The sequence below is a fragment of the Planosporangium spinosum genome (assembly GCF_049999945.1).
Lineage (GTDB): Bacteria > Actinomycetota > Actinomycetes > Mycobacteriales > Micromonosporaceae > Planosporangium > Planosporangium spinosum.
The window spans coordinates 137,833-163,404 of record NZ_JBLYUB010000009.1 but is presented as its reverse complement, the minus strand read 5'-3'; the positions used below and the strand labels follow the sequence as shown (position 1 = coordinate 163,404).

Annotated in this window: 22 protein-coding genes; 11 read left to right on the top strand and 11 right to left on the bottom strand. The window is 73.3% G+C overall.

Annotated features, from left to right (window positions below; all coding sequences use genetic code 11):
- Positions 1 to 157: 157 nt before the first annotated feature.
- Positions 158 to 526 (bottom strand): DUF4180 domain-containing protein, encoded by a 369-nt coding sequence (locus tag ACNTMW_RS14985; RefSeq protein ID WP_426634152.1) that lies wholly within the window; start codon positions 524 to 526, stop codon positions 158 to 160.
- Positions 519 to 980, bottom strand: a complete 462-nt coding sequence (locus tag ACNTMW_RS14980; protein WP_426634150.1) for a helix-turn-helix domain-containing protein — start codon at positions 978 to 980, stop codon at positions 519 to 521. Before ACNTMW_RS14980 ends, ACNTMW_RS14985 begins: the two co-directional genes overlap by 8 nt.
- Before the next feature lie 307 nt (positions 981 to 1,287).
- Here ACNTMW_RS14980 and ACNTMW_RS14975 point away from each other — a divergent pair, with 307 nt between their 5' ends.
- Positions 1,288 to 2,190, top strand: coding sequence for an extracellular catalytic domain type 1 short-chain-length polyhydroxyalkanoate depolymerase (locus tag ACNTMW_RS14975; RefSeq protein ID WP_426634148.1), 903 nt, complete (start codon positions 1,288 to 1,290; stop codon positions 2,188 to 2,190).
- Positions 2,191 to 2,196: 6 nt separating this feature from the next.
- Here ACNTMW_RS14975 and ACNTMW_RS14970 read toward each other — a convergent pair whose 3' ends face one another.
- From ACNTMW_RS14970 to ACNTMW_RS14960, 3 genes are all read right to left on the bottom strand, one after another.
- Positions 2,197 to 2,742: a GrpB family protein gene (locus tag ACNTMW_RS14970; RefSeq protein WP_426634147.1), complete on the bottom strand. Its 546-nt coding sequence runs from the start codon at positions 2,740 to 2,742 to the stop codon at positions 2,197 to 2,199.
- A gap of 34 nt (positions 2,743 to 2,776) precedes the next feature.
- Positions 2,777 to 3,304 carry a hypothetical protein gene (locus tag ACNTMW_RS14965; RefSeq protein ID WP_426634146.1) on the bottom strand — a complete coding sequence of 176 codons (528 nt, stop codon included), beginning with the start codon at positions 3,302 to 3,304 and terminating at the stop codon, positions 2,777 to 2,779.
- Positions 3,305 to 3,386: 82 nt separating this feature from the next.
- Entirely contained in the window at positions 3,387 to 4,043 is a 657-nt protein-coding gene (locus ACNTMW_RS14960) for a cyclase family protein (protein WP_426634145.1), read from the bottom strand.
- A gap of 37 nt (positions 4,044 to 4,080) precedes the next feature.
- Between ACNTMW_RS14960 and ACNTMW_RS14955 the strand changes: the two genes are divergently transcribed.
- Together ACNTMW_RS14955 and ACNTMW_RS14950 are read left to right on the top strand one after the other, a co-directional pair.
- Positions 4,081 to 5,643: a DUF2142 domain-containing protein gene (locus tag ACNTMW_RS14955; RefSeq protein WP_426634144.1), complete on the top strand. Its 1,563-nt coding sequence runs from the start codon at positions 4,081 to 4,083 to the stop codon at positions 5,641 to 5,643.
- Positions 5,625 to 6,239: a DUF2269 family protein gene (locus ACNTMW_RS14950; RefSeq protein ID WP_426634143.1), complete on the top strand. Its 615-nt coding sequence runs from the start codon at positions 5,625 to 5,627 to the stop codon at positions 6,237 to 6,239. The genes ACNTMW_RS14955 and ACNTMW_RS14950 overlap by 19 nt, the downstream gene beginning before the upstream one ends.
- Here ACNTMW_RS14950 and ACNTMW_RS14945 read toward each other — a convergent pair.
- The 3 genes from ACNTMW_RS14945 to ACNTMW_RS14935 form a co-directional block, all read right to left on the bottom strand.
- Positions 6,220 to 6,993 (bottom strand): aminoglycoside adenylyltransferase domain-containing protein, encoded by a 774-nt coding sequence (locus tag ACNTMW_RS14945; RefSeq protein ID WP_426634142.1) that lies wholly within the window; start codon positions 6,991 to 6,993, stop codon positions 6,220 to 6,222. The two genes, ACNTMW_RS14950 and ACNTMW_RS14945, sit on opposite strands and share 20 nt — an antisense overlap.
- Before the next feature lie 143 nt (positions 6,994 to 7,136).
- Positions 7,137 to 8,018 (bottom strand): hypothetical protein, encoded by an 882-nt coding sequence (locus ACNTMW_RS14940; protein ID WP_426634141.1) that lies wholly within the window; start codon positions 8,016 to 8,018, stop codon positions 7,137 to 7,139.
- Positions 8,019 to 8,077: 59 nt separating this feature from the next.
- Positions 8,078 to 12,619: an HAD-IC family P-type ATPase gene (locus ACNTMW_RS14935; protein ID WP_426634140.1), complete on the bottom strand. Its 4,542-nt coding sequence runs from the start codon at positions 12,617 to 12,619 to the stop codon at positions 8,078 to 8,080.
- 409 nt (positions 12,620 to 13,028) lie between these two features.
- On the opposite strand from ACNTMW_RS14935, the gene ACNTMW_RS14930 reads away from it, so the two are divergent.
- Both ACNTMW_RS14930 and ACNTMW_RS14925 read left to right on the top strand, forming a co-directional pair.
- Positions 13,029 to 13,583 (top strand): cellulose binding domain-containing protein, encoded by a 555-nt coding sequence (locus ACNTMW_RS14930; RefSeq protein WP_426634139.1) that lies wholly within the window; start codon positions 13,029 to 13,031, stop codon positions 13,581 to 13,583.
- A gap of 289 nt (positions 13,584 to 13,872) precedes the next feature.
- On the top strand, positions 13,873 to 15,513 hold the full coding sequence (locus tag ACNTMW_RS14925; protein ID WP_426634138.1) for a GGDEF domain-containing protein: 1,641 nt from the start codon (positions 13,873 to 13,875) through the stop codon (positions 15,511 to 15,513).
- A 15-nt stretch (positions 15,514 to 15,528) separates the two neighbouring features.
- On the opposite strand, the gene ACNTMW_RS14920 is transcribed toward ACNTMW_RS14925, so the two are convergent.
- Positions 15,529 to 16,092, bottom strand: coding sequence for a hypothetical protein (locus ACNTMW_RS14920; protein ID WP_426634137.1), 564 nt, complete (start codon positions 16,090 to 16,092; stop codon positions 15,529 to 15,531).
- A 264-nt stretch (positions 16,093 to 16,356) separates the two neighbouring features.
- On the opposite strand from ACNTMW_RS14920, the gene ACNTMW_RS14915 reads away from it, so the two are divergent.
- A complete protein-coding gene (locus ACNTMW_RS14915; protein WP_426634136.1) occupies positions 16,357 to 16,551 on the top strand; it encodes a hypothetical protein in 195 nt (64 codons plus the stop codon).
- A gap of 29 nt (positions 16,552 to 16,580) precedes the next feature.
- Here the strand turns inward: ACNTMW_RS14915 and ACNTMW_RS14910 are convergent, their stop codons facing one another.
- Positions 16,581 to 17,291, bottom strand: a complete 711-nt coding sequence (locus tag ACNTMW_RS14910) for a class I SAM-dependent methyltransferase (protein WP_426634135.1) — start codon at positions 17,289 to 17,291, stop codon at positions 16,581 to 16,583.
- Positions 17,292 to 17,461: 170 nt separating this feature from the next.
- On the opposite strand from ACNTMW_RS14910, the gene ACNTMW_RS14905 reads away from it, so the two are divergent.
- The 4 genes from ACNTMW_RS14905 to ACNTMW_RS14890 all read left to right on the top strand — a co-directional run bounded on the left by ACNTMW_RS14905 (position 17,462) and on the right by ACNTMW_RS14890 (position 23,676).
- On the top strand, positions 17,462 to 18,760 hold the full coding sequence (locus tag ACNTMW_RS14905; RefSeq protein ID WP_426634134.1) for an ROK family transcriptional regulator: 1,299 nt from the start codon (positions 17,462 to 17,464) through the stop codon (positions 18,758 to 18,760).
- A 303-nt stretch (positions 18,761 to 19,063) separates the two neighbouring features.
- Positions 19,064 to 21,370: a glycoside hydrolase family 3 N-terminal domain-containing protein gene (locus tag ACNTMW_RS14900; RefSeq protein WP_426634133.1), complete on the top strand. Its 2,307-nt coding sequence runs from the start codon at positions 19,064 to 19,066 to the stop codon at positions 21,368 to 21,370.
- Between the two features lie 128 nt (positions 21,371 to 21,498).
- Positions 21,499 to 22,797 carry a ricin-type beta-trefoil lectin domain protein gene (locus ACNTMW_RS14895; protein ID WP_426634199.1) on the top strand — a complete coding sequence of 433 codons (1,299 nt, stop codon included), beginning with the start codon at positions 21,499 to 21,501 and terminating at the stop codon, positions 22,795 to 22,797.
- A 93-nt stretch (positions 22,798 to 22,890) separates the two neighbouring features.
- Entirely contained in the window at positions 22,891 to 23,676 is a 786-nt protein-coding gene (locus tag ACNTMW_RS14890; protein ID WP_426634132.1) for a thioesterase family protein, read from the top strand.
- Here the strand turns inward: ACNTMW_RS14890 and ACNTMW_RS14885 are convergent.
- On the bottom strand, positions 23,671 to 24,096 hold the full coding sequence (locus ACNTMW_RS14885) for a hypothetical protein (protein WP_426634131.1): 426 nt from the start codon (positions 24,094 to 24,096) through the stop codon (positions 23,671 to 23,673). The genes ACNTMW_RS14890 and ACNTMW_RS14885 overlap by 6 nt on opposite strands.
- A 540-nt stretch (positions 24,097 to 24,636) precedes the next feature.
- Here ACNTMW_RS14885 and ACNTMW_RS14880 point away from each other — a divergent pair.
- The gene (locus ACNTMW_RS14880) at positions 24,637 to 25,482 is read left to right on the top strand and encodes a hypothetical protein (RefSeq protein WP_426634130.1); all 846 of its coding nucleotides are present in this window, start codon (positions 24,637 to 24,639) and stop codon (positions 25,480 to 25,482) included.
- Positions 25,483 to 25,572 lie beyond the last annotated feature (90 nt).

Below are 25,572 nucleotides of genomic sequence, written 5' to 3'. Positions count from 1 at the left end.
CGGTCGTGTGGTCTGCCCGCGGTGACCGCCGCCCGCCGGGCCATCCTGCGGGTGGCAGTCCTACTTCTCCCGAGATCTTGGAAGTTTCGGCACCAATGTTGGTGCCGAAACTTCCAAGATTGGAACGGCGTCGGACCGTCCTCACTGTCCAGGTCGGTCAGGTGGTGCGGCGCAGTCGGTCGTCGAGCGCGTCGAGGTCGGGGACGAACCACACGTGGTCGGCGTGGTTCGACTCGTGGACGAGGGCGCGCAGGGCCGGACTCGCCGCGAGGTGCCGGGAGATGTCGCCGACGACGGCCAGCCGCAGCCGGTAGTTGACGAACTTCTGCATGACCTCGCCGGCGAAGCGGGTACCCAGGGAGAAGAACCGCTCATCCAATCGGCTCGCGGGCACCGCCACCACCACGGCGCCGAGGAACGCCGCGCCGATGAGGTCCAGCGCGTCCTGCTCGGTGGCCACCGGCGGGCCGTCCGGGTCGCACACCAGCACCATCACCCCGGCCCGCTCCTGTATCGCGTCAGGCACCGTCGACCTCCCGGGTGAGCAGGCCGTTGTCGCCGTCGAGTACGGCGTCGACCAGGCGCAGCAGGTCGGCGGTGGGGACGGCGTCGCCCAGGATCACGATCGTCATGCGGTTGCGTTCCTCGTCGTGGACGGTCTGGACGCGCAGCGGGTGCGCGGGGTCGGGGGCGGTGTTCGCCGCGGCCAGGACGAGCGTGCCGAGCCGGTCGGACGCGGCCCGGTCGACGCCGGCTATCCGCACGATGCTCGACACCTCGACCGGGGAAGCACCGGCGGATCGGGCCGGTGCCGGCCGCGGTCCCCCGATCAGCGCGTCGAGGTCGGCGCGGGCGACCCGGTACTGCTTGCCGATCCGTACCGCCCTGAGTCGGCCGGTACGGATGTAGCCGCGCACGGTGCGGACATGCAGGTCGAGCAGGTCGGCCACCTGCTCGACCGAGTACATTTCGTTACCCATCGTTCCCTAACATAGGCGGCGAAGGGAGTGATGGGGAAGCATATTACGTGCCAAATCGCGTCCATGATGGACCATGGTCGGGTGGCGGCGGCAAACATATCGATCGGTTTCAAAATTGCGGGCGCGGACATACCGACCATCCGCCGCCCGGACCTACGCTTCGCCCACGGTTGCCCATGTCCGTGGGAGGTCGCCCATGTCGCGACGTCATGTCCTCAAACGTCATGTCCTCAAGCGTCACGTCCTCAGGAGTCAACGCCTCAGGAGCCAATGCCTCAGCCTCGTCGCTGCCGTCGCGCTGTGCGTGGTGGCCACCCTGACCGTGACCGCCCGGCCGTCGTACGCCGGCACCCCGACCGAGGAGACCGGCTTCGGCTCCAACCCCGGGGCGCTGCAGATGTTCCGGTACGCGCCCGCCGGCCTGCCCGCCGGTGCGCCGCTGGTCGTGGCGATGCACGGCTGCACCCAGAACGCCCGCCAGTACGGCGACGAGACCGGCTGGCTGCAACTGGCCGACCGGTGGCACTTCGCGCTGCTGCTGCCGCAGAAGCCGTTCGGCGGCTGCTTCAGCTGGTACGACCCGGCGAAGGCCGGCCGCGGTCAGGGTGAGGCGCTGTCGGTCACGCAGATGGTCGACCGGATGCTCACCGAGTACCGCGGCGACGCCCGACGGGTGTACGTCACCGGACTGTCGGCCGGCGGCGCGATGACCGCCGTCATGCTCGCCGCGTACCCGGACGTCTTCGCCGGCGGCGGCGTCGTCGCCGGCCTGCCGTTCCGGTGCGCGACCACGATGATCCAGGCGTACACCTGCATGAACCCGGGCGTGAACCGCACCCCGCAGGCGTGGGGCGACCTGGCGCGGGCCGCGTCGCCGTACCGAGGGCCGAGGCCGCCGGTCTCGATCTGGCACGGTACGTCCGACACGACCGTGGTGCCGGCCAACCTCACCGAACTGGTGGAGCAGTGGACCGATGCGAGCGGTGCCGACCAGGCGCCGGACGTCTCCGACACCGTCGCCGGCTACCCGCACCGGGTGTACGCCGACGGCTCCGGACGGCCGGTGGTCGAGACGTACCAGATCACCGGGATGCCGCACGGTCAGCCGGTCGCCCCGGCCGCCGAGCAGTGCGGCCACGCCGGCACGTACTCGCTGGACAAGGGCGTCTGCGCGGCGTACCACATCGGGCTGTTCTGGGGACTGGGCTGACGACGGTCACGCGGGGCGGGCGGCGAGGACCCCGGTCACGAACGCCGCCTTCGCCTCGGTGTAGGCCTCGCGGTCGTGCCGGAACCGCTCGGTCAGTGCGCGCTTCAGCGCCGCGTACTCGGCCCGCAGCGCCGGGTCGGCCCGCAGCGCGTCGCGGAAGACGAGCTGGTCATGCCAGCGCCGGTTCGTCGGTTCCATGAGGTGAAGATGGGCCACCCGGTGCCCGTGCGCGACCTTGACGAAGAAGCGCCGCCACGGTCGCCCGTCGAGGTCCGGGGGTACCGGGTGCCAGCCCTCGGGTGCGAGCAGCGGCTCGACCGGGCCGGCGTCGTCCAACGAGGCCACTCCGGCCATCAGGTCGAGGATCGGCTTCGCGGCGAGGCCCGGCACGGCGGTGGACCCGACGTGTTCCGGGCCGGCGACCAGCAGTCCGTGCAGCGAACGGGCGAGCCGCTCGACCTCCTCCGCCCCGCGGGCGGGCCAGTCAGCCGCCGGCTCGGCGAGGCTGATCTCCTCGGTGGCCCATGCCGGCCACTCTGCCGGTGACGTCACGGGCGGTGTCCTCTCTCGCGGGACAAACTGCGCACTAGCGTCGCCGGGCCAGGGCGCCGGTGACCGGCGCGGGGTAGCCCATCCGGAGCTTCTCGGCGATCTCGTCCCGGGTACCCAGCGCGTGGCGCCAGCCGACGACCTCGGTGGCGAAGTACTCCTCGCCGCCGTCCGGGACCGACCTCGCCGCCTCGACCGTCCACGGCCGGCGGAACAGTACCCGGGCCGGGATGGCGACGGCGAGCAGGAGGATCACCACGACCAGGTCGACGACCAACAGCAGCAGCGGCAGGAGGACCCACCAGAACAGGGCACCGACCACGATGAGGAACACGATGACGGCGATGGCGACCAGGATGTCGTCGGCGAGACCGCCCAGGAAACCGTCTCCGCCGCCCCCGCCTCCGCCGGTGGGAACGTCCAAGCCGCCGATGTCGACGCCGCCCTTACGGCGGTTCCGGCGCCAGCCGCCGAACCGCCGGGCGAGCGCCCGCCAGCGCGGCTGCCACACGACGCGCACCTTCCACTCGGTGCCATCCGGGCTGCTGGTGGTGATCGTACGCATCGGACGGAGTGTAATGAGGTGGACCGCTCTCCGGAGGTCCGCTGTTCGTACCGGGTAGCGGCGCGGCACCGGGATGCCCGGGTCAGGACCCGTACGTGGCCACCACGCGTACCGGGAACGAGGCCATCCCGCGTACCGGCGCCGGCAGGGCGGTCAGCCGGGCACCCTCGGCGGGCACCCGGTCCAGGTTCGTCAGGTGCTCGATGACCGGGATGTCCGCGCCGAGCAGTCCGTGGTGCGCCGGACGGTACGGGTCCCGCGGGTCGTCGATGTTCAGCGAGTCGATCCCGACCAGCGCGACGTTGGCGTTGATCAGCACCTCCACCGCGTCGGCGGTCAGGTGCGGGCAGTCCGGCTCCAGGTAGCGCGGGGTCCCCCAGTACCGCGCCCAGCCGGTGTACACGAGGACCGCCCGGCCCCACAGCGCCGCCGGATCGCCGAGGTGGGCGGCGGTCACCTCGGACTCGCCGAACGCGGACACCACCACGGCGGGTACATTGACCAGCCGTTCCAGCGGCAGGTGTGCGAGGTCGGCGCGGTCGGGGTGGAAATGGTACGGCGAATCGAGGTACGTGCCGGTGTTGCCGACGAGGGTCATGGCCCCGATCTCGAACGACACGCCGGTGCCGAGCCGGGCGGCGGACTCGTCCCGCGAGATCGTGACCCGCACCTCCGGCGGAGCCATACCGGGGTAGGTCGTCATGCCGGCGACGATTTCGTGCGACAAATCAATGATCACTAGCGGGAGAATAGTCGTGGGGTACCGGTTGCGCCGCGTGACGGCTGGGTCGCCCGCCTGTTGGGCGCTGTGCTTCGTGGCGTTCTTCGCGATGATCGCGGCCTGGTCGCTGGCGTTGCCGGTCAACGGCACCTACGACGAGAAGCAGCACATCGTACGGGCGTACGCGGTGGCCACCGGGCAACTCACCCCGGTCGGCCGGGCACCCGACGCGCTGGGCCGGCCGACCGAGGCGTACCGGGCCCCGCGCAGCCTCCTGCCGGTCGGCGCAAGCGTCGACTGCACCTGGTGGGAACCGCCCAAGTCGGCCGGCTGCCAGCGCTGGACCGACGACCGCACGCCGACGCTGCTGCCGACCGTCGCCGCCCGCTACAGCCCGGTGTACTACGCCGCCGTCGGCGCGCCGCTCGCGCTGCGCCCCGACCGCACCGGCATCCTGGCCGCCCGCCTGGTCTCGGCACTGCTGGCCGCCTCGGTACTGGCCGGCGCCCTGTGGCTGGCGCTGCGGTCGGGCCGGCGGCTGCTGGCCGCCGCGGTGGTGCTGACCGCCACCCCGACGGCGCTCGACCTGGCCTCGGCGGTCAACCCCAACGGCCTGGAGATCGCCGCGGGGATCCTGGTCGCCACCGCGTGCGCGGCGCTGCTGGCCGGCCGGAGCGGGGCTGGCGACGGTGCCGCGACGGCCGGGGGCGGCGACCTCGACCGGGCGGCGATCCGGCTGGCCGGGGCCGGTGCCCTCGTGCTGCTGACCGTCCGCCAACTGGGTCCGGTGCTGCTCGCGCTCCTCGTCGGTACGTTCGTGGTGCTGGCCGGCCGGGACCGGATCGCCGCGCTGCTGCGCCGCCGGGACACCCGCCGGGTCGTCGGCGGCGTCGCGGCGGCGGGGACCGCCTACGCCATGGCCTGGCCGCTCGTCGCCGGTGTCGCGGCGCCGATGGAGCCGTACCGGCTGACCCCCATGACCCGCTCCGAGCAGCTCACGTACCTGGTCACCCACCGGCTGCCGTTCTGCCTGAAGCAGATGGTGGCCCAGTTCGGGTACGGCGAGACCCAGGTGTCGCCGGTGCTCGTGGTCGCCTGGTACCTGCTGCTGGCACTGCTGGTGTGCGGGGCGCTGCGGTACGCCGGCGGCCGCGCCCGGCTGGCCGTCGCCGGACTCGGCGTGGCGTGCGTCGGCCTGCTGGTGGCCATGGACCTGCACTACGTGTCCCGCTACGGATGGTTCTCCCAGGGCCGGTACGCCCTACCCGCCGCCGTCGGAGTGGTGCTGCTGGCGGTGGCGGCCGGTGGCGGGGAGGACCGGCTCGCGGCCCGGGGCCGCCTGACCGGCGTCGTGGTGGCGGTGACCGGGGTGACCGTGCCGCTACAGGGGTACGCGCTGGCCGCGGTCATGACCCGCTACCAGGTCGGCTTCGGGGCGGCGCTCGACCCGCTCGGCGGCGACTGGCGGCCGGCGGTCGGCCCGGTCCTGCCGCTCGCGGCGCTGCTGGTGGGCGGCGTCCTCCTGGTGTGCCTGGTGGCCGCGCGAACGGCGGGCGCCATCCGCGAGCCGGACGGGCCGACGGCGCCTAGGGTTGAGACGTGTACACGTTCCTGGTGACGCTGCACGTCCTCAGCGCGGTACTGCTCGCGGGGCCGTTCGCCGTGGCGGCCTTTCTCGGCAACCGGGCGATCCGGCGCCACGACGCCGCCGACACCCGGGACGCGGCCAACTTCATGGCGGTGTTCGCGGCCGGCACGCTGGTGGTGACGGGCCTGGGGATCGGTGCGCTGTCGTTTTCCCACCGGTACTCGTTCCGCACCCCATGGGTGATCATTTCGCTGACGCTGTACGTGATCACCATGGGGATCGCGACGGGGTACACCGCGCCGGCGATACGCCGGGCGGCCGGCATGATCGACCAGGGGGTACTGGAGCGGCCCACGGCCGCCGGTGCGGTCGGCGGTCCGGCCGCCGGAGCACCCGGCCCCGGGGGCGGCCGCGGTGCCGGCGCCGCGACCGGGGCGGGCACCGAAGGCGGGGCGGCCGCCGACGTCGACGTGCCGCCGCCGACCCTCACGGCCACCGCCGACGACCTGGCGGCCAAGGAGCGGCTGGACAACCTCGCCGGCAGGGTCGCCGGCTCCGGCGCGCTCGTCCTCGTGCTCACCGCAGTGATCACCGTCCTGATGGTGGTCAAGCCGTTCGGCCCCTGACGAGCCGCTCCACCACGTACCCGAGAAACGCGGTGACGTCCGCCGCGGGCAGCGCCGGGTGGCCGTTGCGCCCGGCGGCGTGACTGGCGATTGCCGACTCGACCAGGTCCCGGAACGGCGGCGCGGCGTCGAGTGTCCAGCGGGCGGCGGCCGGCTTGGCGTACCACCGCCGCTCGGCGCCGAACCGCAGGGCGCGGCAGCCGTTGAGCACGGCGTTGTCACCGTGTTCGGCCACCGCCGCGGCGTGCGCCAGCACCGACTCGACGACCACCGGCAGCAGCGTCTCGAACGGGGCCGCGCGCACGACCGTACGCGGTGCCGGGCCGGTCAGCGCGGTGTCGCTCTGGTAGGTGATGGAGCGGTCGATGGGGTACCAGAAGGCCGGGCCCTCCGCCGGGTCGAGGCTCATCTTGGGCGGCAGGTCCCGACCGGTGTTGAGGTCGAGCGAGTAGCCGGCGTCGACGCCACCGTCGCCGACCGCCTGCCGGGTGTAGAGCACGAACTCCAGGCCGGCCGCCGGGCAGGGCAGCTCGTCGTGGCTCAACCGGGACGCGACGGTTCGCAGCGCCGACGCCGGCAGCGGTCGGTCGACGACGGCGATGAGGTCGAGGTCGCTGCGACCGGGGACGTACCCGTCGAGCGCCAGCGAACCGGTCGGGTACACGGCGACGAGCTCGCCGCCCAGGACCGCGCGCAGCCGGTCGACCACCGAGGTCAGGTAGGCGGCCTCGGCGGGGGGAGTCCGGATCGTCATCCATCTACGATGCCAGAGCCGGCCACCGCCGACCGCGAGACCCGCGAACCACTGCGGTATCCGCGAACCGCTGCGGGATTCCCCACCGTCGCGGGGTCCCCGGACCGGGGGGAGATCCGCGAACCGCCGTGTCGTCCGTGCCGTCAGCCGTGGTACTCCGGGTGCTGTTCGAACTCCTCGCGGACGGCCGCGCGCGCGAACCGCTCGACCACCCAGGTGCCGGCGGCGAGAACGGCGGCGACCGGCCACTCGACCACCCCGATCACGGCGGCGCCGACGAGGCCGCCCATCCAGAGCAGGCGACCCGGCAGATGGGTGGGTGCGGGCATCGGGATGCGGGCCCCGACGAGGGGCACGGTGATGCCGCCGTGTGCCGCCTCCCGGGCACCGTTGCCGCCGTCACCGACACCGGCCTGGCTGGGCTCCTCCTCAGCCGTCGCCGGCCGCACGATGATGGGCTCCGGCGGTGGCTCCATGGGAGCCGCGGACCTCGCCCGGCGGTACTCGGATGTCCGCTGCTGCGCAACCATCTCGCGGCTCGGCTCCGCCTCCCGCGGCGCCGGGCTGGGCGCCGCCCGCCGCTGCTGCGCCGTGGCCCGCTTCTGGGGAGCTGTCCGCTGCTGCGCCGTGGCCCGCTTCTGGGGAGCTGTCCGCTGCTGTGCCGCGGCCCGCTTCGGCGGTGCGGTCTGCTTCTGCGCGGTGGCGCGTTTACGCGGCGCGGTCTGCTGCTGGGCCGCGGTCCGTTTCTGCGCCGCGGTCCGTTTCTGCGCCGCGGCCCGTTTCTGCGCGGCGGTCTGCTGCTGTGCCGTGGCCTGTTTCTTTGCCGTGGCCCGTTTCTGGGCCGTGGTCCGTTTCCGCGCCGGCAGTTCCTCGACCGCCGTGCGCTCCCGGGGTTCGGTACCGGCCGCGGCGCCCGCCGCCGGCGCCCGCTTCCGCGCCGCGCCGGCGCGGCGCTGGGCGGGTACGGCGGCGGTCGTGCGCTTCTGTGCCTTCCGGGCCGCCGGCCCGGTGGTCTGGGTCGTCATGCTTGCCCCTCTCCGTGCCGAGCCGGGCTCGGTCGATTATCCGGTGTGGACGGTTCTGGTTACGCCGGGTACCTCGCCGGAGATCCCGCGCCGGCTTCCGCCGGAGATCCCGCGCCGGCTTCCGCCGGAGATCCCGCGCCGGCTTCCGCCGGCGATCCCGGGGCAGGCCCCGCCGGCGACCCGGCGACCTCGGACGCGACGCCGTCGGGCCGGGCCGCGTCCGGCCGGAACCGCTCCGCGAGCTTCGATGCCGTGAAGGCACCGGCGGTACCGATGCCGCTCGCGGTCACCGCGGTGGCCCAGCCGACCGGCCCCATCGGCCGGCAGCCGAAGAACTGGCTGACGCCGGGCGTCTGGACCATCGCGCCCAGCGCGGCCGCGGACACCGCGCTGGCGCCGACGACGAGCGGGCTGCGCCAGCCGGCGACCAGGGTCTGGCCCAGTTGCGTGCCGACCAGGGTCACCAGCGCCACCGTGCTCGCCCGGGCCTGGGTACCCGTTCCGCGCGCGACCAACCAGGCACCGGCGGTCGCGGCGGCGGTGCTGACGGCCCGTACCGCGGTGTCCTGGGCCAGGGCCCGGCCCAGCGACGCCTCCGGGCCCTCGTGCAGCAGATCCTCGGGTGTCCGGCTGGACGGCGGCCGCACCGCCAGCGCCAGCGACGGCAGCAGGTCGGTCAGCAGGTTCACCAACAGCAACTGCCGGGCGTTGAGCGGGGAGCCGGTGGGGGCGAACAGCCCGCTGCCGACCGTGAAGCCGATCTCGCCGAGGTTGCCGCCGAGCAGGACGGAGACCGCGTCGCGGACCGATGCCCACATGGCCCGGCCCTCCACCACCGCATGGATGATCGTCTCGATCCGGTCGTCGGTGACGATCAGGTCGGCGGACTCGCGCGCGGCGTCGGTACCGCGCTGGCCGAGGGCGACCCCCACGTCCGCGAGCCGGATGGCCGCGGCGTCGTTGGCGCCGTCACCGGTCATCGCCACCGTGTGCCCCTGCCGCTGCAACGCCTGGACGATCCGGACCTTGTGCGCGGGCGTGACCCGGGCGAACACCGCGATGGTGGGCAGTACCTCGGCGAACTTGTCGTCGTCGAGGTCGTCGAGTTCGGGGCCGGTCATCACCGCGTCGCTGTTGAGGATGTCGAGCTGGACGGCGATGGCCTCCGCGGTGGTCGGGTGGTCCCCGGTGAGCATGATGACCTTGACACCGGCCCGGCGCAGATCGGCCACCGCGGCGGCGGCCTCCGGGCGGGGCGCGTCGGCCAGCCCGAGCAGGCCCAGGAACTCCAGGTCGCCGATCAACCCCGGCTCGATCCGCCGGCCGTTGGTCACCGTGCGCTGCGCCACCGCGAGGACCCGGTAGCCCTGCCGGGCCAGCCGTTCGACCTCGGCCTCGATCGACGCTACGGCCGACCGGTCCAGCGGCCGGACGTCGTCGCCGCGGCGCCAGCGGGTACACGCCGGCAGGACGACCTCCGGGGCGCCCTTCACCGCCAGCAGCGAGCCGTGCCCGGTCGCACCGAGCGTGGCGTGGTAACCCCGGGCCGGTTCGAACGGCACGTCGTCGATGACGTCCCAGCGCCCCACCCCGTCCCCGGGTTGCACCCCGGCCACCGGACCGGCGGCCAGGACGGCCCGGTCGGTGGGGTGCGGCACCTCGCCCGCCCCGGCGGGGCTGGCGCGCAGCGCGACGGCGAGGACCCGGCGGCAGGTCGGCGACAGCCGGTCCACCGGGCTCTCGTCGAGCCCGTCGGAGACCACCTGGAGACCCACCCGGCCCTCGGTGAGCGTGCCCGTCTTGTCGAAGCAGAGCACGTCGACCCGGCCGAGCGCCTCGGTGGTCGACGGATCGCGCACGAGCGCCCCGCGCTCCGCCAGCCGCCGCGCGGCCGCGATCTGGCCGACCGTCGCCACCAGGGGCAGCCCTTCGGGTACGGCGGCCACCGCGAGGCTGACCGCGGCACCGAGGGTGGTGCGCAGCGGGCGGCCGCGCAGCAGCCCGCCGAGGACGAGCGCCGCGCCCGAGCCGAGCGCGAGCGGGATGCTCGCGCCGGTCAGGCGCATCAGCCGGGCCTGTACCCCGCGCTCCGGCGGGCCGGCCTGGGCGATCCGGCCGCTGCGGCCCAGCTCGCTCAGCGGTCCGGTGGCCACCACCACGCAGGTCGCCTGCCCGGCCGCGACAATGGTGCCCTCGTAGAGCATGCTGCGCCGGTCGGCGACGCTCGCGGCGGCCGTCGGCGCCGGCGATTTGGTCACCAGCTGGGACTCGCCGGTGAGGGTGGCCTCGTCCACCTCCAGGTTGGCCGCGTCCAGGATGCGGCAGTCGGCGGGTACCGCGTCGCCGGCGGTCAGCGTGATGACATCGCCGGAGACGAGCTCGTCGGCGGGTACCTCGACCTCCTCGCCGTCGCGGCGTACCCGGGCCCGTACCGACGTGTTCCGCTCCAACCGGCGCAGCGCCCGGTCGGCGCTGACCCGCTGCACCGCGCCGATCAGCGCGTTCGCTCCCATGACCGAACCGATGAGGGCCGCGTCGGTGACCGCGCCGGTGGCCGCGGACATCGCCGCGCCGGTCGCCAGCAGCGGGGTCAGCGGGTTCGCCAGTTCGTCGAGTGTGGTGCGGAGGAACCCACCCTCGCGGTGCCCGTCGGGCGACGGCTGTTCGGCGAGCCGGGCTTCGGCCTCCGCCTCGGTCAGGCCGGCCGGTGAGCTGTCGAGCCGGTCGAGCGCGGTGTCGAGGTCCAGCGCGTGCCACGGGGTTTCGTCGGTCGGTACGGGGTCCGGCCGTTCGTCGACCGACCGGGCCGTCCACGCGCCCATCGCCATGCCCACGATGGCGGCGGTGTTACCGGCCAGCCGGGCCCGTCCGACCTGGCCGACGCCGGGCCCGGACAGGGCCAGGAGCGCGGCGGCGACCGAGCCGTACAGGGAGATCAGGGCGCCGCGCCGGGAGACGGCCCGCGCCGCCACCACGGAGTCCAGGATCCGGCACGCCTGCTGGAGGCCGGGGCCGCAGATCAGGTTCGCGCCCCAGGGCACCGGTGGTTCGCCGGTCAGGACCCCGATCCCGCAGTCGGACGCGACCAGGGCGGCGTTGCCCGCCGTGGCCACCAGCGCGACGACCCGGCCGCCGGCCTGCAGCTTGCGGATCTCCCCGGGGAGGTGGGTACCTCCGGCCACGGTCTCGTCGGCGCCGAACGCCTCGCCCAGGCCGCTACCCACCCCGGCCACGACGAGGGTGCCGACCGCCCGGGCGGACGCCACCAGGTCCTGCGCGTTCGGGGCCAGCTCCGGGACGGCGACGAGTACGCCGGCGAGCCGCCCGCCGTGCACCAGCCCGAGCGCCACTCCGCCGGGGGTACGCAGCCGGTTCGCCGCGGCCTGTACCGCCCGCCGCCGGTTCGGCGCGACCTTGCTCAGCGGGCCGAGGGTCCACCCGTCCCGCCGGCGGACCGCGTCCGGAGCGCCCGGGTCCAGCAGCGACGCCGCCCGGGCGCGCAGGGCGCTCTCGTCGTCGGGCGTCAGGTCGGCGTCCGCGCCGTGTAGCTCCCCGATGGTGAAGCGGCCGGTGGTGAGGGCGCGCGTGTCGAGGACGACGGTGTCGATGCGGTCCAGGCGCCGCAGGACACCGCCGTCGAGCGGGACGACGCCGCGCGCGCAGAGCGCGCGGCCGAGGCGGGCGGCGAACACCTCCCGGCTCAGCCGGGCCGGCCTGGGGGTGACGACCGCGAGGACGGTGCGTGCCCGGCGCCGGTCCCTGGTCGTGGCGACCGCGGCCGTCGCGCCGGCCAGGGCCAGGAAGGAGGCCCGGTCGGCGTAGCGCTCGATGGGGCCGGACGGCGGCGGGCCGGGGCGCGGCGGCACCTTGACCGGGGCCGTCCGCCCGCCCGACCGCTGCTGTAGTTCCGGTTCCCGGCGCTGCCAGACCTCCCGGCGGGCGTTGACCTCGGCGAGCAGGACCGCGCGGAACGCCGCGTCGGTCAGCAGGCCGATGGGCGTCCCCGGGGCCAGTCCGCGGGCGAGGGCATGCGTCAGGCCGAGCGTGAGGTCGGTCGCGGCGCGGCCGTACCGCTCGGTCAGCTCGGTGCGCACCCGGGGGGTCGCGTCAATCAGGGCGAGCAGCGACAGCACGTCGGCGGCGAAGTCACGGCGGCCCGGCGGCAGCGGTACGGCGGACATGGCGAGTCCGAGGGCGTCCCCGGCGATGATGGCGAGCTGTTCGTGCAGCGGCGCGGTGTCGGCCGGGTGGTCCGGGCGGTTCTTCGGGAAGCCCTCGGTCTGCAGCTCGTGGGCGTCCTCGACGGCCTGGACGGTGTCGACCAGGTCGCTCAGGCCGACCTGGCCGCCGTCGAAGGCCACGACGACCCGGCCGAGGACCGCGTTGACCTCGGCCCAGTGCACTCCCTTCAGGCGCCGGAGGCCCTCCTCGAAGTACTCGGCGAAGCCCTCGTTGCCGGGCCGGTCGACGCCGCGTACCTCGATGTAGGCCCGCCCGTGCCCCACCCAGGTACGCCGGGTCATTCTGGTCCGGCCCGGCAGGGGCAGCGACCGTACGGTCGCCGCCGGCAGCCGGCCGAGCGCTGTCAGCAGCCGGTTCATGCTCCTCGTACACCGACGGCACCCGGGCGGCCCGGCAGGGGGACGCCGGGGGCCGTCCGGCCGTCGGTGCCGGTCGTTCTGTCCCTTCGTTCCGGGCAGGCGTCAATGGTCCGGTACGCGTCCATTGGCGAAGACTCCCATCGGCTCCCAGCCGCCGGCATCACCCGGGCGGGGTGATTCACCGCCCGGGTCGCGGGCGGCCAGCGCAGGTTTGGTGCGGCCGTGGACAGGTAGAGATGGTTCCGATCGCGGCGCGGGCACCGGTGTGGTTCAACAGGCGTTTGGCTCCCAGTACGACGGGCGTTTGGCTCCAGTTCGGAAGGGGCGAACCGAGGTGGATCGTCCGGCAGGCACGGCGAGACGGCTGGTGGGTGGGGACCTCCGGGCAGCGGTATGGGCGGTGTCCGCCATGGTCATTGCGACCCTGGCGATCTTCACGGCCCAGCGGCTGCACGCCAACGATGCCCCGGGGGACCGGCACGGTGCCGCACCGACCCCGCACCGGTCCCCGGCCACGAAAACACCCGAGCGCACCGGCTGCACCGCCGCGTTCACCGTCACCAGTACGTGGCCCAGCGGGTTCCAGGCGAGCGTGACGATTCAGACGACCGGGTCGACGCCCATCAACGGATGGACCGTCACCTGGGCGTTCCCGAGCGACCAGACCGTGACGCAGATGTGGAACGGCCACTACACCCAGACCAAGGCGGTCGTGACCGTCCGCAGCGAAGGGTGGAACGGTTCGCCGGCGGCGGAGGACTCCATCAGGTTCGGCTTCGTGGGCAGCGGAAGCGCGCCGGACGGGGTGCAGAACCTGACGTGTACGGTCGCGGCGGCCGGGTCGCGGCCGGGGCCGTCGTCCCCGGCGCAGGCCGGCTCCGCGACACCGGGGATGACGGCACCGGCACCGGGGACGACCGAACCGGCGCCCGGAACGACGGCGCCGGCTCCGGGTACGACGTAGCCGACCGACCGTGATCCGTCCGGCCGACAGCCGCGCCGTTCCGCTGTGGACGGCCGGCTTCCCTCTCGGCGACCGCCCGGTCCCCTCGACCGCTCTCACCTTTCGGCAACCGTCTTCACCTTTCGGCGACCGTCACCTCCTTGGGAGGATCGTCTTCTCCTCGGACGATCATCCGGGTGGATCCGGTCCCGCCGCGCCGCGAGCCGGGGCCGCCGAACCCCTCAGGTCGGCCGGGCGGCTGCCGATGAGGCTGCCGGAATGGCGCATGCAGCGGAACATGAGGCGGCCGATGACCAGGCAGACGCAGATCGGTGAGGTCGGCGCCGACGCGCGCGCCGTGGCCGGCCGGCTCGGCCCTGGGGAGTTGCTGGCCGGCGACGGCGACGCCGACCTGGAAGCGGAGCTGACGGCGCTCATCGCGGGCGCCTACCACCGGCACGACGGCCTGCTGGAGCGGGCGGACCGGCTGGCCGACCTGGCCGCGGCGCGGGGCTCCGAGCGGTACGTCGCGCTCGCCCAACTGGCCCGGGCCGATCTCTACAACCGCACCCGGCGCGCCCCCGAAGGCGCCCGGATCGCGCAGACGCTGCTGCGGTCCACCACCGACCCGGTCGTCGCCGCCCGCGCCCATGCCGTGATCTCCGGGGCGCTGTGGCGGCTGGGGGAGACCGGCGAGTCGCCCGACCACGCCGAGCAGGCGGTGCGGCTGCTGACCGACACCGACCCGCTGTGCCTGCGGGTCGACCACGCGATCGTGCTGGCAATGCAGTTGCACGCGTACCGGCTCGCCGGCACCTCGGTCGAGGCGTTCCGTAACGCCCAGGACCTGGCGGAGCAGCTGGGCCACCCGGTCCTGATGGTGGCCAACCTCAACAACTGGTCCTGGGTGCAGTACGAGCGGGGCGAGCTGGCCGACGCCGTCGAGCTGGTCGAGCGGATGCGGCGGCTGGCCGAGGACACCGGGTTGGCGCTGAACGCCTCGGCCGTCGACACGCTCGCCCGGATCCTGCTGGAGTCCGGCGACGCCGACCGGGCGACGGCCGTCATCCAGCGCGCGCTGGAGGGATGGGCCGCCGAGACCGACTCCGGCGGCATCCCGGGCTGCCTGCTGACGCTGGGCGAGATCCGCCGCCGCAACGGCGACTTCGCGGCCGCGATCGAGAGCCTGACCGCCTGCCGGGAGATCTGCGTGCAGAACAAGCTGGCCGAGATCGGCTCGCGGGCACTGCGCGAGCTGGCCTCCTGTCACGCCGCCATCGGCGACTACCGGTCGGCGTACGAGTACCTGGAGACGTTCCACGGCGAGTGGTCGCAGTTGCGTTCCCAGCAGAGCGAGGCGGCGGCGTCGGTGGTGCAGGCGGTGTTCGACATCGAGGACGCGCGCCGGCGCAGCCGCGAGTACCAGCAACTGGCCGAGCGAGACCCGTTGACCGGGCTGTGGAACCGGCGCAAGTGCGAGGAGGACCTGTCGGCGCTGCTGGAGGCGCCGGCGGCGGAGCGGGGACCGGCCAGCGTCGCGATCCTGGACCTCGACCACTTCAAGCAGATCAACGACCGGTTCTCACACAGCGTCGGCGACCGGGTGCTGTGCGTCGTGGCGCAGTTGCTGCGCGACACCGCCGGCCCGGACGGGCGCGCGGTACGACTGGGCGGTGAGGAGTTCCTGCTGATCCTGCCGGTGGACGGGGCGGCCGCGCGGGAGATCTGTGAACGGCTCCGTGGGGCGGTCGCGGCGCACGACTGGTCGACGGTCTGTCCGGGGCTGTACGTGACGACGAGCGTCGGGGTCACCGAGATGGGCCCGGACGACGACTACTCGGCGTTGCTGCGGCGCGCCGACGACCACCTGTACCTGGCCAAGAACCTCGGGCGCGACCGGGTGGTCGCCGACGACGTGTCGCGCGCGGGCGCCGACCCCGAGATCCGGTAGGCCCACGGCATCCGGTCAGGTCGCTGGCTCCCGGCGTCCGGCGGCCGGCCGGGTGAGGGAGTCGACCACGAGCCCCAGGCCGGTACCGACCAGCCACACGTCCTTGACCAGTGAGTTTCCCTGCTCGGTCGGGCGCAGGCTGCCCTCCTGCCGCATCCCGGGCGTGCGCAGGTACAGGCCGGTCAGCGCGGCGCCGAACGCCGCCAGGCCGGCACCGGCGATCACCGACGGTACGACCGGCAGCAGCAGCGCGGCGCCGAGCGCGATCTCCGCGGCCGACGTCAGGCGGACGAACTGCCGTGGCGGGATCCGGCGCAGGAACGGGTACGTCCCGACGGCCATCCCGTGCAGCATGGTGGCGGTGGCGTCGTCGGCGTTGCGCTTGGACAGGCCGGAGTTGAGGATCACGGCACCCGTGGCGAGGCGGGACGGGAGGTGGCCGGGCGGCACGGCCAGCACGGAGTTGCCGAGGGATCGGCCGCGTGGGCTGCCGACCTCTCGCGCGCCGCCGGCGGGGGAGTCGACGAGCAGTGTCCTGGCCTTCCGCGCCATGGCGTACCTCCCGATCGTGAGCAGCACGGGGTGGACGGCACCGGACCGGCCCGCGGATCACCCGACTCCCGGACGGCCCGTTTCCCGGATCGCCCGGCCCATGGTGCGCGTCGTCATGGGACCGGTTGCGGCCGTTCCACGCCCCTTCATCCGGATGTTCTCCGTACCGGGTAGGGTGAAACGCGCCCTCGACTGCTGGTCTGAGCGGTTCCGCCCGATCCGGGCGGTGACGATCCGCGACGAGCCGGGCGGTCCGAGGCGCATCACCCCCCGACCGCAGTGGAGCCCACCATGGCCGAGATCAACCGCTTCGCCGTGCCCGATCGGCTGTTCAGTGAGGTACCGGAGGCCGACGCCGCCGAGCAGTGGCGGATGGCCGTCGACGACAGCGCCTCCGCCATGGAGCGGCTGCGCCTGCCGTTCGAGGTGGACCACGCCGACGCGATGGACCAGAGTCGGGTGGTCCCGGCCGGCGACGACTACTGAGCCGACGACGACTACTGAGCCGACGACGACTACTGAGCCGACGACGACTGGTCCGGGTCGGTCGCCGAGTCCGGCCGGCCACTGAGCCCGGCCGGTGCCGGCAGTTCCCAGATCGTCGTCCGTTTCACCGGTACGTCCTCGAGCGCGGGCCGGGTCGGTACGTCGTACACCCGCAGCGGGCGGAACAGTCGGCGCGGCAGGAACTTCCGGTCCGGGTCGCCGACGAGTACCCGCGCGCCGTCGCGGGCGGCGCGGCGCAGGAACCGGAGCACCCGGTCGGCCATGGCCCCGCTGTAGAAGGCGTCCCCGACCAGTACCACCTCGGCGTCGCCGGCGTCGCCGGCGAGGATGTCGCCCAGTGTGGTCCGCACGGTGACCCCGTTGGCGGCGGCGTTGCGCGCGACGGCACGTACCGCGTCGGGGTCGACGTCGACGGCGTGGACCGCCGCGGCCCCGGCGGTCGCCGCGGCGACCGCCACGATGCCGCTGCCGCAGGCCAGGTCGAGTACCCGGCGGCCACGGACCGTGTCGGGGTGATCGATGACGTACCGCGCGAGGGCCTGCCCGCCGGCCCACGCGAAGGCCCAGAACGGCGGTGGCCGGTCACTGCTGTAGTCGCCGCCGGCCAGTTCCCACAGGCCGACCGGTTCGGCGGCCTGGTACAGCCGGATTCCGGAGACGAACGGCACCGCCGCGAGGCGGATCTGGGCGCGGATGAACGCCGTGGTCGGATCGGACACCGCACCGATTCTCGCACCCGGGCGTCGTCCGCCCGCCGGCGCCGCCCCCGCTCCGGGGCGTCCGGTCGCGACGTACTAAATCAAGTACTGAATTAATGGCTCTACACTTTTGACGTGCTGACGTACGCGAAAGCCCGATGATGAACAGCCGGCGGACGACCGTGCGCGACGTGCGGCGGACCAATCGCTCCGTCCTGCTGTCCAAACTGTTCCTGGACGGCCCGGTCAGCCGGCTCGAGCTGAGCCGCCTCACCGGACTGAGCGCGGGTACGGTCAGCAACGTGACCGCCGAGCTCATCGACGAGGGGCTCGTCGTGGAGGCGGGGCTGGTCGAGTCGGACGGTGGCCGGCCGCGCGTGCTGCTCGCGGTCAATCCCGGCTACGGGTACGTGATCGGCGTCGACGTCGGCGAGACCCGTATCAAGGCCGAGCTGTTCGACCTGTCGATGAAGGCGCTCGCCACCGTCGACCACCCGGTGGACTCCGCGCACCCGGATCCGGTGAAAGTGGCCGAACTCGTCATCGCCGGGCTGCGCGAGGTCGTCGTCGCGGCCGGCGTCGCGCCCGAACGCGTGCTGGGCGCCGGCGTCGGCGTCTTCGGTACCGTCGAGCAGGGCACGGCGGCGCTGGTCCACGCGCCGACCGTCGGCTGGGACGCGGTGCCGCTCGAGGCGCTCATCCGCGCCGGTACGGACCTGCCGCTGTTCTTCGACAACGGCGCGAAGACGCTCGGCCAGGCCGAGATGTGGTTCGGTGCCGGCCGGGGCGCGCGGCACGTCGTCGTCGCCCTGGTGGGGTCCGGGGTGGGCGCCGCGATCGTGACCGACGGTGCCACCTACCGGGGCACGAGCAGCAGCGCCGGCGAGTGGGGGCACACCACGATCGTGTACGCCGGCCGGTCCTGCCGGTGCGGGGCGCGCGGCTGCCTGGAGGCGTACGTGGGGGCCGAGGGTGTCCTCGACCGCTACCGCCAGGCCGCTCTGGCCGACCAGGGTGGCCACGCCGGCCGGGACGGTGCGGACGTGCCGTTCCGCGACGGTGACCACGTCGGTCCGGTCGGCCGTGGCGACCAGGCCGGCCGTGGTGACCAGGCCGGCCGGGACGGTGACGGGGGCGGCGCCGACGAGGAGTCGGAGCTGGCCGCCCTGATCGCGGCGGCCGACCACTCGGCGACCGCGGCGACGGTACTCGATGAGACCGCCGGCTACCTGGGAGCCGGCATCGCCAACCTGGTGAACCTGTTCAATCCGGAGCGCATCGTGCTCGGCGGATGGGCCGGGCTGGCCCTCGGCGCGCGGCTGCTGCCGAGGATCCGGGAGGCGGCGGCGGCCCAGGCATTGGCGCACCCGTTCCGCCAGGCCGCGATCGAACTGTGCCGGCTCGGTCCGGACGCGGTCGCCTTCGGCGCGGCGACCCTGCCCGTCGCCGACCTCCTGGCGCGCGGCGCGCGCGCCGGCGCTCCCGCCTGACCGCCTGCAGAGGTGGGTGCCGGCCGCCGCGACCCGTCCGGCGGGACGGCGGTCATCAGCGGGGCGCTCGGGCGCCTGACCGCGACCGACTCGCCGGCGTCCTTCTCTCGGCACTTTCTTTAAACCTTATATTGACGCAATCGAGTGTAAGGAATAGCGTCCCATCGATTGAAGCGCTCTCTCGCGGTCGCTGACCGGCAGTGCGGGTCAGCGCTCCGTCGGCACACCCCGTCCACCGACCCGATCCACGTCAGACGCACCCGTGCTCGAACACACCCCGTCCTCCCGAGAACGGAGTCAGTGATGCCCTTAGGCAACCCGCGCGGCCGACGCCGGCTGCGGCGGATGACGGCTCTCCTGATCACCGGCGCCTGTGTCGGCTTCACCGTGACGTCGCCGGCCGCCGCTGACAACGGCGCGGTGTACCTCCGCGCGAACGCCCCGGTCCAAGCGCGGATCAACGACCTGCTCAAGCGGATGACCCTCGACGAGAAGGTCGGCCAGATCGAGCAGATCGCCGTCAACCGCATGCTCGGCGACTGCAACTGGAGCGGCGGTGACTTCGTCGAGTCCTGCCTGAAGCAGGTGCTCGCCGACGAGGCCACCGGCTCGGTCCTGTCCGGCGGTGGCATGGGGCCCAGGTCCAACACCCCGAAGGACTGGGCCATCATGATCAACACCGTGCAGAAGTACGCGCTGGAGCACACCCGGCTGCGCATCCCGATCGTGTACGGCGTCGACGCGGTGCACGGGCACAACAACGTTCTCGGCGCGACGTACTTCCCGCAGCAGATCGGCCTGGGTGCCACCTGGGACCCGGCGCTGACCGGCGCCGCCTCGGAGTCGACCCAGAAGGCGGTCATCGCGACCGGCGCGACGTGGAACTTCTCCCCGGTCGCCGACCTCGCCCGGGACCAGCGCTGGGGCCGCTACTACGAGACGTACTCCGAAGACCCGCTGCTGGCCGGTGAGAACGCGGCGAGCGCGGTACGCGGCATCCAGAACGGCGCGAGCGGGCGCACGGTCGCCGCGTCGGTGAAGCACTTCGCCGGGTACTCCGAACCGGGCAACGGCCACGACCGGGTGCCCGGCGACCTGTCCATGCGGTACCTGCAGGACACGATCCTGCCGCCGTACAAGGCGGCCGTCGACGCGGGCGCGCTGACCGTCATGGTGAACTCCGGTGCGATCAACGGTGTGCCGGCCCACGCCTCGCACTACCTGCTCACCGACGTGCTGCGCGATCAGTGGCGCTTCAAGGGCGTCGTGGTCAGCGACTGGAACGACGTGCTGGCCCTGCAGAAGGCGTACCACATCGCCACCGACTACCCGGGCGCCATCGCGGCGGCGGTCAACGCCGGCATCGACGTGGCGATGGTGCCGCCGGACGACCGGGACTTCCACAAGTCCGCGGTGGAGGCGGTCAACCGCGGGCTGATCTCGAAGAAGCGGCTCGACGAGGCGGTCGGCCGGGTGCTGTGGCTGAAGTTCACGCTCGGCCTGTTCGAGCACCCGTACGTCGACCCGGAGAAGGCCAACGCCGCGGTGCTGGGCGCCGACGCCGACCTCGCCCGCAAGGCGGCCACCGAGTCGATGGTGCTGCTGCGCAACTCCGGCGGCGTGCTGCCGTTCGGTACCGGTACCAGGCGCATCGTGGTGACCGGGCCGAGCGCCGACTCGATGGCCAACCAGAACGGTGGCTGGACCATCGGCTGGCAGGGTGTCCCGGACGGGGTCACCGTTCCCGGTACCACCATCGCGCAGGGGCTCAAAGTCGGTGCGCCGGCCGGCACCGACGTCGCGTACGTGCCGGACGCCGCCGCGGCCGTCGAGCAGACGAAGTCCGCCGACGCGGCCGTGGTCGTCGTCGGCGAGAAGCCCGGCGCCGAAGGCGTGTCCGACTCGCCGCGCCCCGAACTGGCGGCCGACCAGCAGGCCCTCGTGGCCTCGCTGCAGGCGACCGGGAAGCCGGTCATCGTCGTGGTCGTCGCCGGACGTCCGCTGGTCCTCGGCGCGGCAGGGAACACCGCCGGGCTGCTGGCGGCGTGGCTGCCGGGTACCGAGGGTGGCAACGCGGTCGCCGACATCCTGTACGGCAAGGCGAACCCGAGTGGCCGGCTGCCGGTCTCGTGGCCGAAGAACCTCGGCAACGAGCCCATGTACTACCAGCAGCTGCCGGGCACCAACAGCGGCCCGGACTCCGGGTACAGCCCGGCGTTCGCGTTCGGTGCCGGCCTGTCGTACACCACGTACACGATCGACAAGCTGACCGTGAACCGGGCGGAGGTACGCCCCGGGGACACCGTCGGCGTGGACGTGACCGTCGCCAACACCGGTACCCGCGCCGGTGACCTCGTGGTGCCGGTCTACGTCAGCCAGCCCACCAGCGCCGTCCTGGCGCCGCCGAAGCGGCTGGTCGCGTTCACCCGGGTCGCGCTCAAGGCGGGGGAGACCCGCACCGTCCACCTCACGTTCCCGGCGTCCCGGCTCGCGGTGACCCCGGGCGACGTCAACGGCGCCGGCGTGCCGCGGGTGGCGAGCGGCCCGTACCAGCTGTCCGCGGGCGACCTGCTCGCGAGCAAGACCACGGCCGCGTTCACCGTCCGGTGACATCGGCGCCACCCAGGCACACCGGCACCACCTGAGTAACCCGGGCATCACCGCGGCGGCGGTCCAACGCCGGGCCGCCGCCGCGTATCCCCTACACCCCCACACACCGGAAGGGAACGCACATGCGTATGCCCGCCTTCCTGTACCGCGGCCGCCGGGCGGCCGTCGCGCTGGCCGCCGTCGCGGCCCTGAGCGCGGCCGGTACCGGCACCGCCCTGGCCGCCGGTCCCCGCACCGGCGCACCCACCGTCACCCCTGCCGCCGTCCCCGCGGCGGCCGCCCTCACCTGGGCCGACGACTTCAACGGACCCGCCGGCGCCGCCCCCGACGCCAGCAAGTGGAACCTGGAGACCGGCGGCAGCGGCTGGGGCAACCAGGAGCTGGAGTACTACACCAACAGCACCCGCAACGCCGCGCTCGACGGCAACGGCAACCTCGTCATCACCGCCCGCAAGGAGAACCCCGCCGGCTACAGCTGCTGGTACGGCTCCTGCCAGTACACGTCGGCCCGGATGACCACGGCCAACAAGTTCACCCAGGCGTACGGGCGGTTCGAGGCCCGCATCAAGATCCCGCGCGGCCAGGGCCTGTGGCCGGCGTTCTGGATGCTGGGCAACAACATCGGCAGCGTCGGCTGGCCGAACAGCGGCGAGATCGACATCATGGAGAACGTCGGCAAGGAGCCGAACGCCGTGCACGGCAGCCTGCACGGGCCCGGGTACTCCGGCGGCAACCCGCTCACCGGCACCTACAACCTGGGACGCCCGTTCGCCGACGACTTCCACGTCTTCGCCGTGGACTGGGTGCCGGGCGCGGTCACCTGGTCCGTCGACGGGGTGCAGTACCTGCGGCACACGTCGGCCGAGACCAACGGCAACCCGTGGGTGTTCGATCACCCGTTCTTCATCATCATGAACGTCGCGGTCGGCGGCGTCTGGCCCGGTTCGCCGGACGGCAGCACGACGTTCCCGCAGACGATGGTCGTCGACTACGTGCATGTGTACGCCCAGGACGGCTCGGGCGGCGGCGGAGGCGGCGGCAGCGGGGCGACCGGCCGGATCACCGGGATCGGCGGCAAGTGCGTCGACGTCGCCGGTGCCAACCCCGCCAACGGTACGGCCGTCCAGCTCTACGACTGCAACGGCACCGCCGCGCAGAACTGGACGATGGCCTCCGACGGCACGATCCGGGCGCTGGGCAAGTGCCTGGACGTCACCTCGGCCTCCACCGCCAACGGCGCCCAGATCCAGCTGTACGACTGCAACGGCACCGGCGCACAGAAGTGGACCTACACCGCGGGCCACGACCTGGTGAACCCGCAGGCCAACAAGTGCCTCGACGCGACCGGGAACAGTTCGGCGAACGGTACCCGGCTGCAGATCTGGGACTGCACCGGCGGCGCGAACCAGAAGTGGACCGTGCCGTAACCCGTGCGCCCTTCTCGTGATCGTGGGGACTTCGTGGGCCGCGCTCGCGAAGTCCCCACGATCATGTCGGGGCCGGCCGGTATGTTGCCGGCTATGGGTTACGACGCCTTCTACGAGCCCGCGGGCGGCGACACGTTCGTCGCCACCCCGGCCACCGCCGGCCCCTGGGACGCCCGGTCGCAGCACGCCGGACCGCCGTCGGCGCTGCTCGCCCGGGCCTTCGAACGGCACGAGCCGGTCGAGGGCCAGCGACTGGTCCGGGTCGCCGTCGACATCCTGCGCCCGGTACCGGTCGCGCCGCTGACGCTGCGGGTGCGGACGGTCCGCCCGGGCCGGCGGATCACCCTCGTCGAGGGGGTGGCCGAGGCCGACGGCCAGGAGGTGCTGCACGCGCGCGGCTGGCGACTCGCCGCGACGGCGGAGCCGGCGCCGGTCGGCGCGGCCACCGGGGAGGTGCCGGAACTGCCGGCCGACGGCCCGTCCGGGATCTGGCCGGGTACCCACACCGAGGGGTACATGGAGGCGATGGAGTGGCGGTTCGTGTCCGGCTCGTTCACCGCGCCCGGCCCGGCCGCGGCGTGGATGCGGCCCCGGCTGCCCCTGGTCGCGGGGGAGGAGACCAGCCCGGTCTGCCGGACCATGATGGTGGCCGACTCGGGTAACGGGATCAGCGCCCATCTCGACCCGACCCGGTGGCTGTTCGTCAACGTCGACCTGACCGTGGTCCTGCACCGCCCACCGCGCGGGGAGTGGGTCCTGCTGGACGCCACTACCACGATCGGCCCCGACGGTGCCGCGCTCGCCGCGAGCCGGCTGTCCGACCGCGACGGTGCCGTCGGACAGGGCATGCAGACCCTGCTGGTCACCCCGCGGTCATGAGCGGTGCCGCTCGGTCGTCGGGGCGTGCAGCAGGGAACGTGAGCCGAGTGGTTCGGGGAGCCGAACCACGAAGACGGCCATGACCGGGACGGGCGATCGTGACCGTGTCGATGGACCCGTCGCGTGGCGGCAACCCTTGTCGCGGGCACCGAGGACGGCGATGGTGACGCTCGTCGCGGTCAGCTCGATCTGACTACCCTCGACCCGACGGCATTCGCCGGGAGTCGACTCCACGGTCACGAGCATCTCGCTCGGATCGATGCTGCTCAGGGTCCACGGGAGGCTGGTGAGGCGCGCCGCCTCCTCAGGCGACAGCGTCCGGATCGGCTCCATCGGAACGGTCTCGGTCGGAACGCCGTAATCGGTCTTCCGACCGCACGAGGCGAGTGCTCCCGCGGCCACCACCGCGATCAGCGTCACCCCGATCGAGGCTCTCAGGGTCCTCGCGGCCGTAGCGGGAACCGGAACGGCCGCGTACGAGGATCGCCGCCACTCCGGACGATCGGTTCTTCCCATGCCGTTCAGTTTGCCGGTGATTCCGCCCCGGCGGATCAGTCTGCCGGTTACTCGTCGCATGTGGATTAGTCGTCCGGCGGCGCGGGGAGGTTTCATGTGCCTCCGAATCGTCCATGATCAGGGAGACTTTATGGTGTCACAGGCCCGCGACGCCGCCATGATCATGGAAGCTTGGCGCGGAGGGCATCGCGACCGGCGCGCTGCCGTACGCCTTCTTCGGCTCGCGCGCGACCGGCGCGATCTACCGCGCGAACCTGGTCACCGGCGAGGGTACGGTGATCAACAGCGGCCCCGGTACGCCGTCGCTCGGTCTGAAGGTCGACGCCCGGGGACGGCTCTTCGTCGCCGCTCGGCAGCCTGCCGGCGAATCGCGACCGTTCTGGTGACCTGCTGATCATGACGATCGGGATCGGTCCGGTGGCGCCCGGTTGGCAGGATGGCCGCATGATCGACAGTGAGGAGACCGGGAAACCGTATGCGGCGCGGCTCAGCCCGCGGGCGACGCTACGGTGGGGCAAGGTCCTGCTGGGTCTCGGGCTTGCCGGCGGTCTGGTGTGGTCGGCGGTCGTGCAGTCCTCCATGCCATCGTGGTTCGACCCAGGTGGAGCCTGCGCGAACCGTTCAGGCGGCGACGGTGGGGACGTCACCGTACGAACGAGCGTCTTCCCGCCGCGCGCCACCTGTACCTTCAGCGACGGGTCCGGGACGGTCGACTACATCTCGCCGGGGAAGTCGCTGGTCTTCAGCGTGATCCTCGGCGTCCTGCTGGTGTCCACCGTGGCCGGGCTCGTCCTCCTGGGCCGGCAGCTCCTGCGGCGCCACCCGGCCGCGAGCGCGGTGGGCGAACGGACGAACGCGGCGTCCCAGGAGGGCGGCACGGGGCTGCGTGCCGTCGTTCACCTGCTGGCTGCTGCCGCGCTGGGCATCGCCGCCACGTACGTCGGCCCGTACGCCGCGATCGTCGTTGCGTTCCTTGCCGGAGTACCGGCGATCGTGGTGACCGCGGCCGTGATCGTACTGGCGGTCATCGTCTTGAGCACCGCCCTGGACACTGCGGTCGGGCCCGGATACGGCGATCGTGTCGACTCGCGGCGGCGCGGTGTCGCCGTCGGCGGAATCGGCAGCGCGGTGGTGCTCGTCCTGCTCACTGCCGGGGTGGGGCGGGACGCCTTCACGGCTGTGTTGGAGCCACCGCCGTGGCTGACGGTAGCCGCCGGCGTGCTGTTCGCCGGGATCGTGGCCGTGCAGTGGCTCAACGTGGGCAACTCCGAGCGGGAGCCGGTGCCGTAGTCCCTGCGTATCCGCCCCTCACTCCGCTCGGTTCGCCGGCGGCTCTCGGCCCGCCGTACGGTGTCGGCGACGGGCGCGGGGAGTTCCACC

What these genes read in the sequence shown, in the direction of transcription:
- ACNTMW_RS14925 (WP_426634138.1), top strand. Translation starts at nt 13,873, where the DNA reads ATGACCAGGCAGACGCAGATCGGTGAGGTCGGCGCCGACGCGCGCGCC.
- ACNTMW_RS14935 (WP_426634140.1), bottom strand. Translation starts at nt 12,619, where the DNA reads ATGAACCGGCTGCTGACAGCGCTCGGCCGGCTGCCGGCGGCGACCGTA.
- ACNTMW_RS14900 (WP_426634133.1), top strand. Translation starts at nt 19,064, where the DNA reads ATGCCCTTAGGCAACCCGCGCGGCCGACGCCGGCTGCGGCGGATGACG.
- ACNTMW_RS14965 (WP_426634146.1), bottom strand. Translation starts at nt 3,304, where the DNA reads ATGCGTACGATCACCACCAGCAGCCCGGATGGCACCGAGTGGAAGGTG.
- ACNTMW_RS14880 (WP_426634130.1), top strand. Translation starts at nt 24,637, where the DNA reads ATGATCGACAGTGAGGAGACCGGGAAACCGTATGCGGCGCGGCTCAGC.
- ACNTMW_RS14980 (WP_426634150.1), bottom strand. Translation starts at nt 980, where the DNA reads ATGGGTAACGAAATGTACTCGGTCGAGCAGGTGGCCGACCTGCTCGAC.
- ACNTMW_RS14895 (WP_426634199.1), top strand. Translation starts at nt 21,499, where the DNA reads ATGCCCGCCTTCCTGTACCGCGGCCGCCGGGCGGCCGTCGCGCTGGCC.
- ACNTMW_RS14890 (WP_426634132.1), top strand. Translation starts at nt 22,891, where the DNA reads ATGGGTTACGACGCCTTCTACGAGCCCGCGGGCGGCGACACGTTCGTC.
- ACNTMW_RS14930 (WP_426634139.1), top strand. Translation starts at nt 13,029, where the DNA reads ATGGTCATTGCGACCCTGGCGATCTTCACGGCCCAGCGGCTGCACGCC.
- ACNTMW_RS14915 (WP_426634136.1), top strand. Translation starts at nt 16,357, where the DNA reads ATGGCCGAGATCAACCGCTTCGCCGTGCCCGATCGGCTGTTCAGTGAG.
- ACNTMW_RS14945 (WP_426634142.1), bottom strand. Translation starts at nt 6,993, where the DNA reads ATGACGATCCGGACTCCCCCCGCCGAGGCCGCCTACCTGACCTCGGTG.
- ACNTMW_RS14940 (WP_426634141.1), bottom strand. Translation starts at nt 8,018, where the DNA reads ATGACGACCCAGACCACCGGGCCGGCGGCCCGGAAGGCACAGAAGCGC.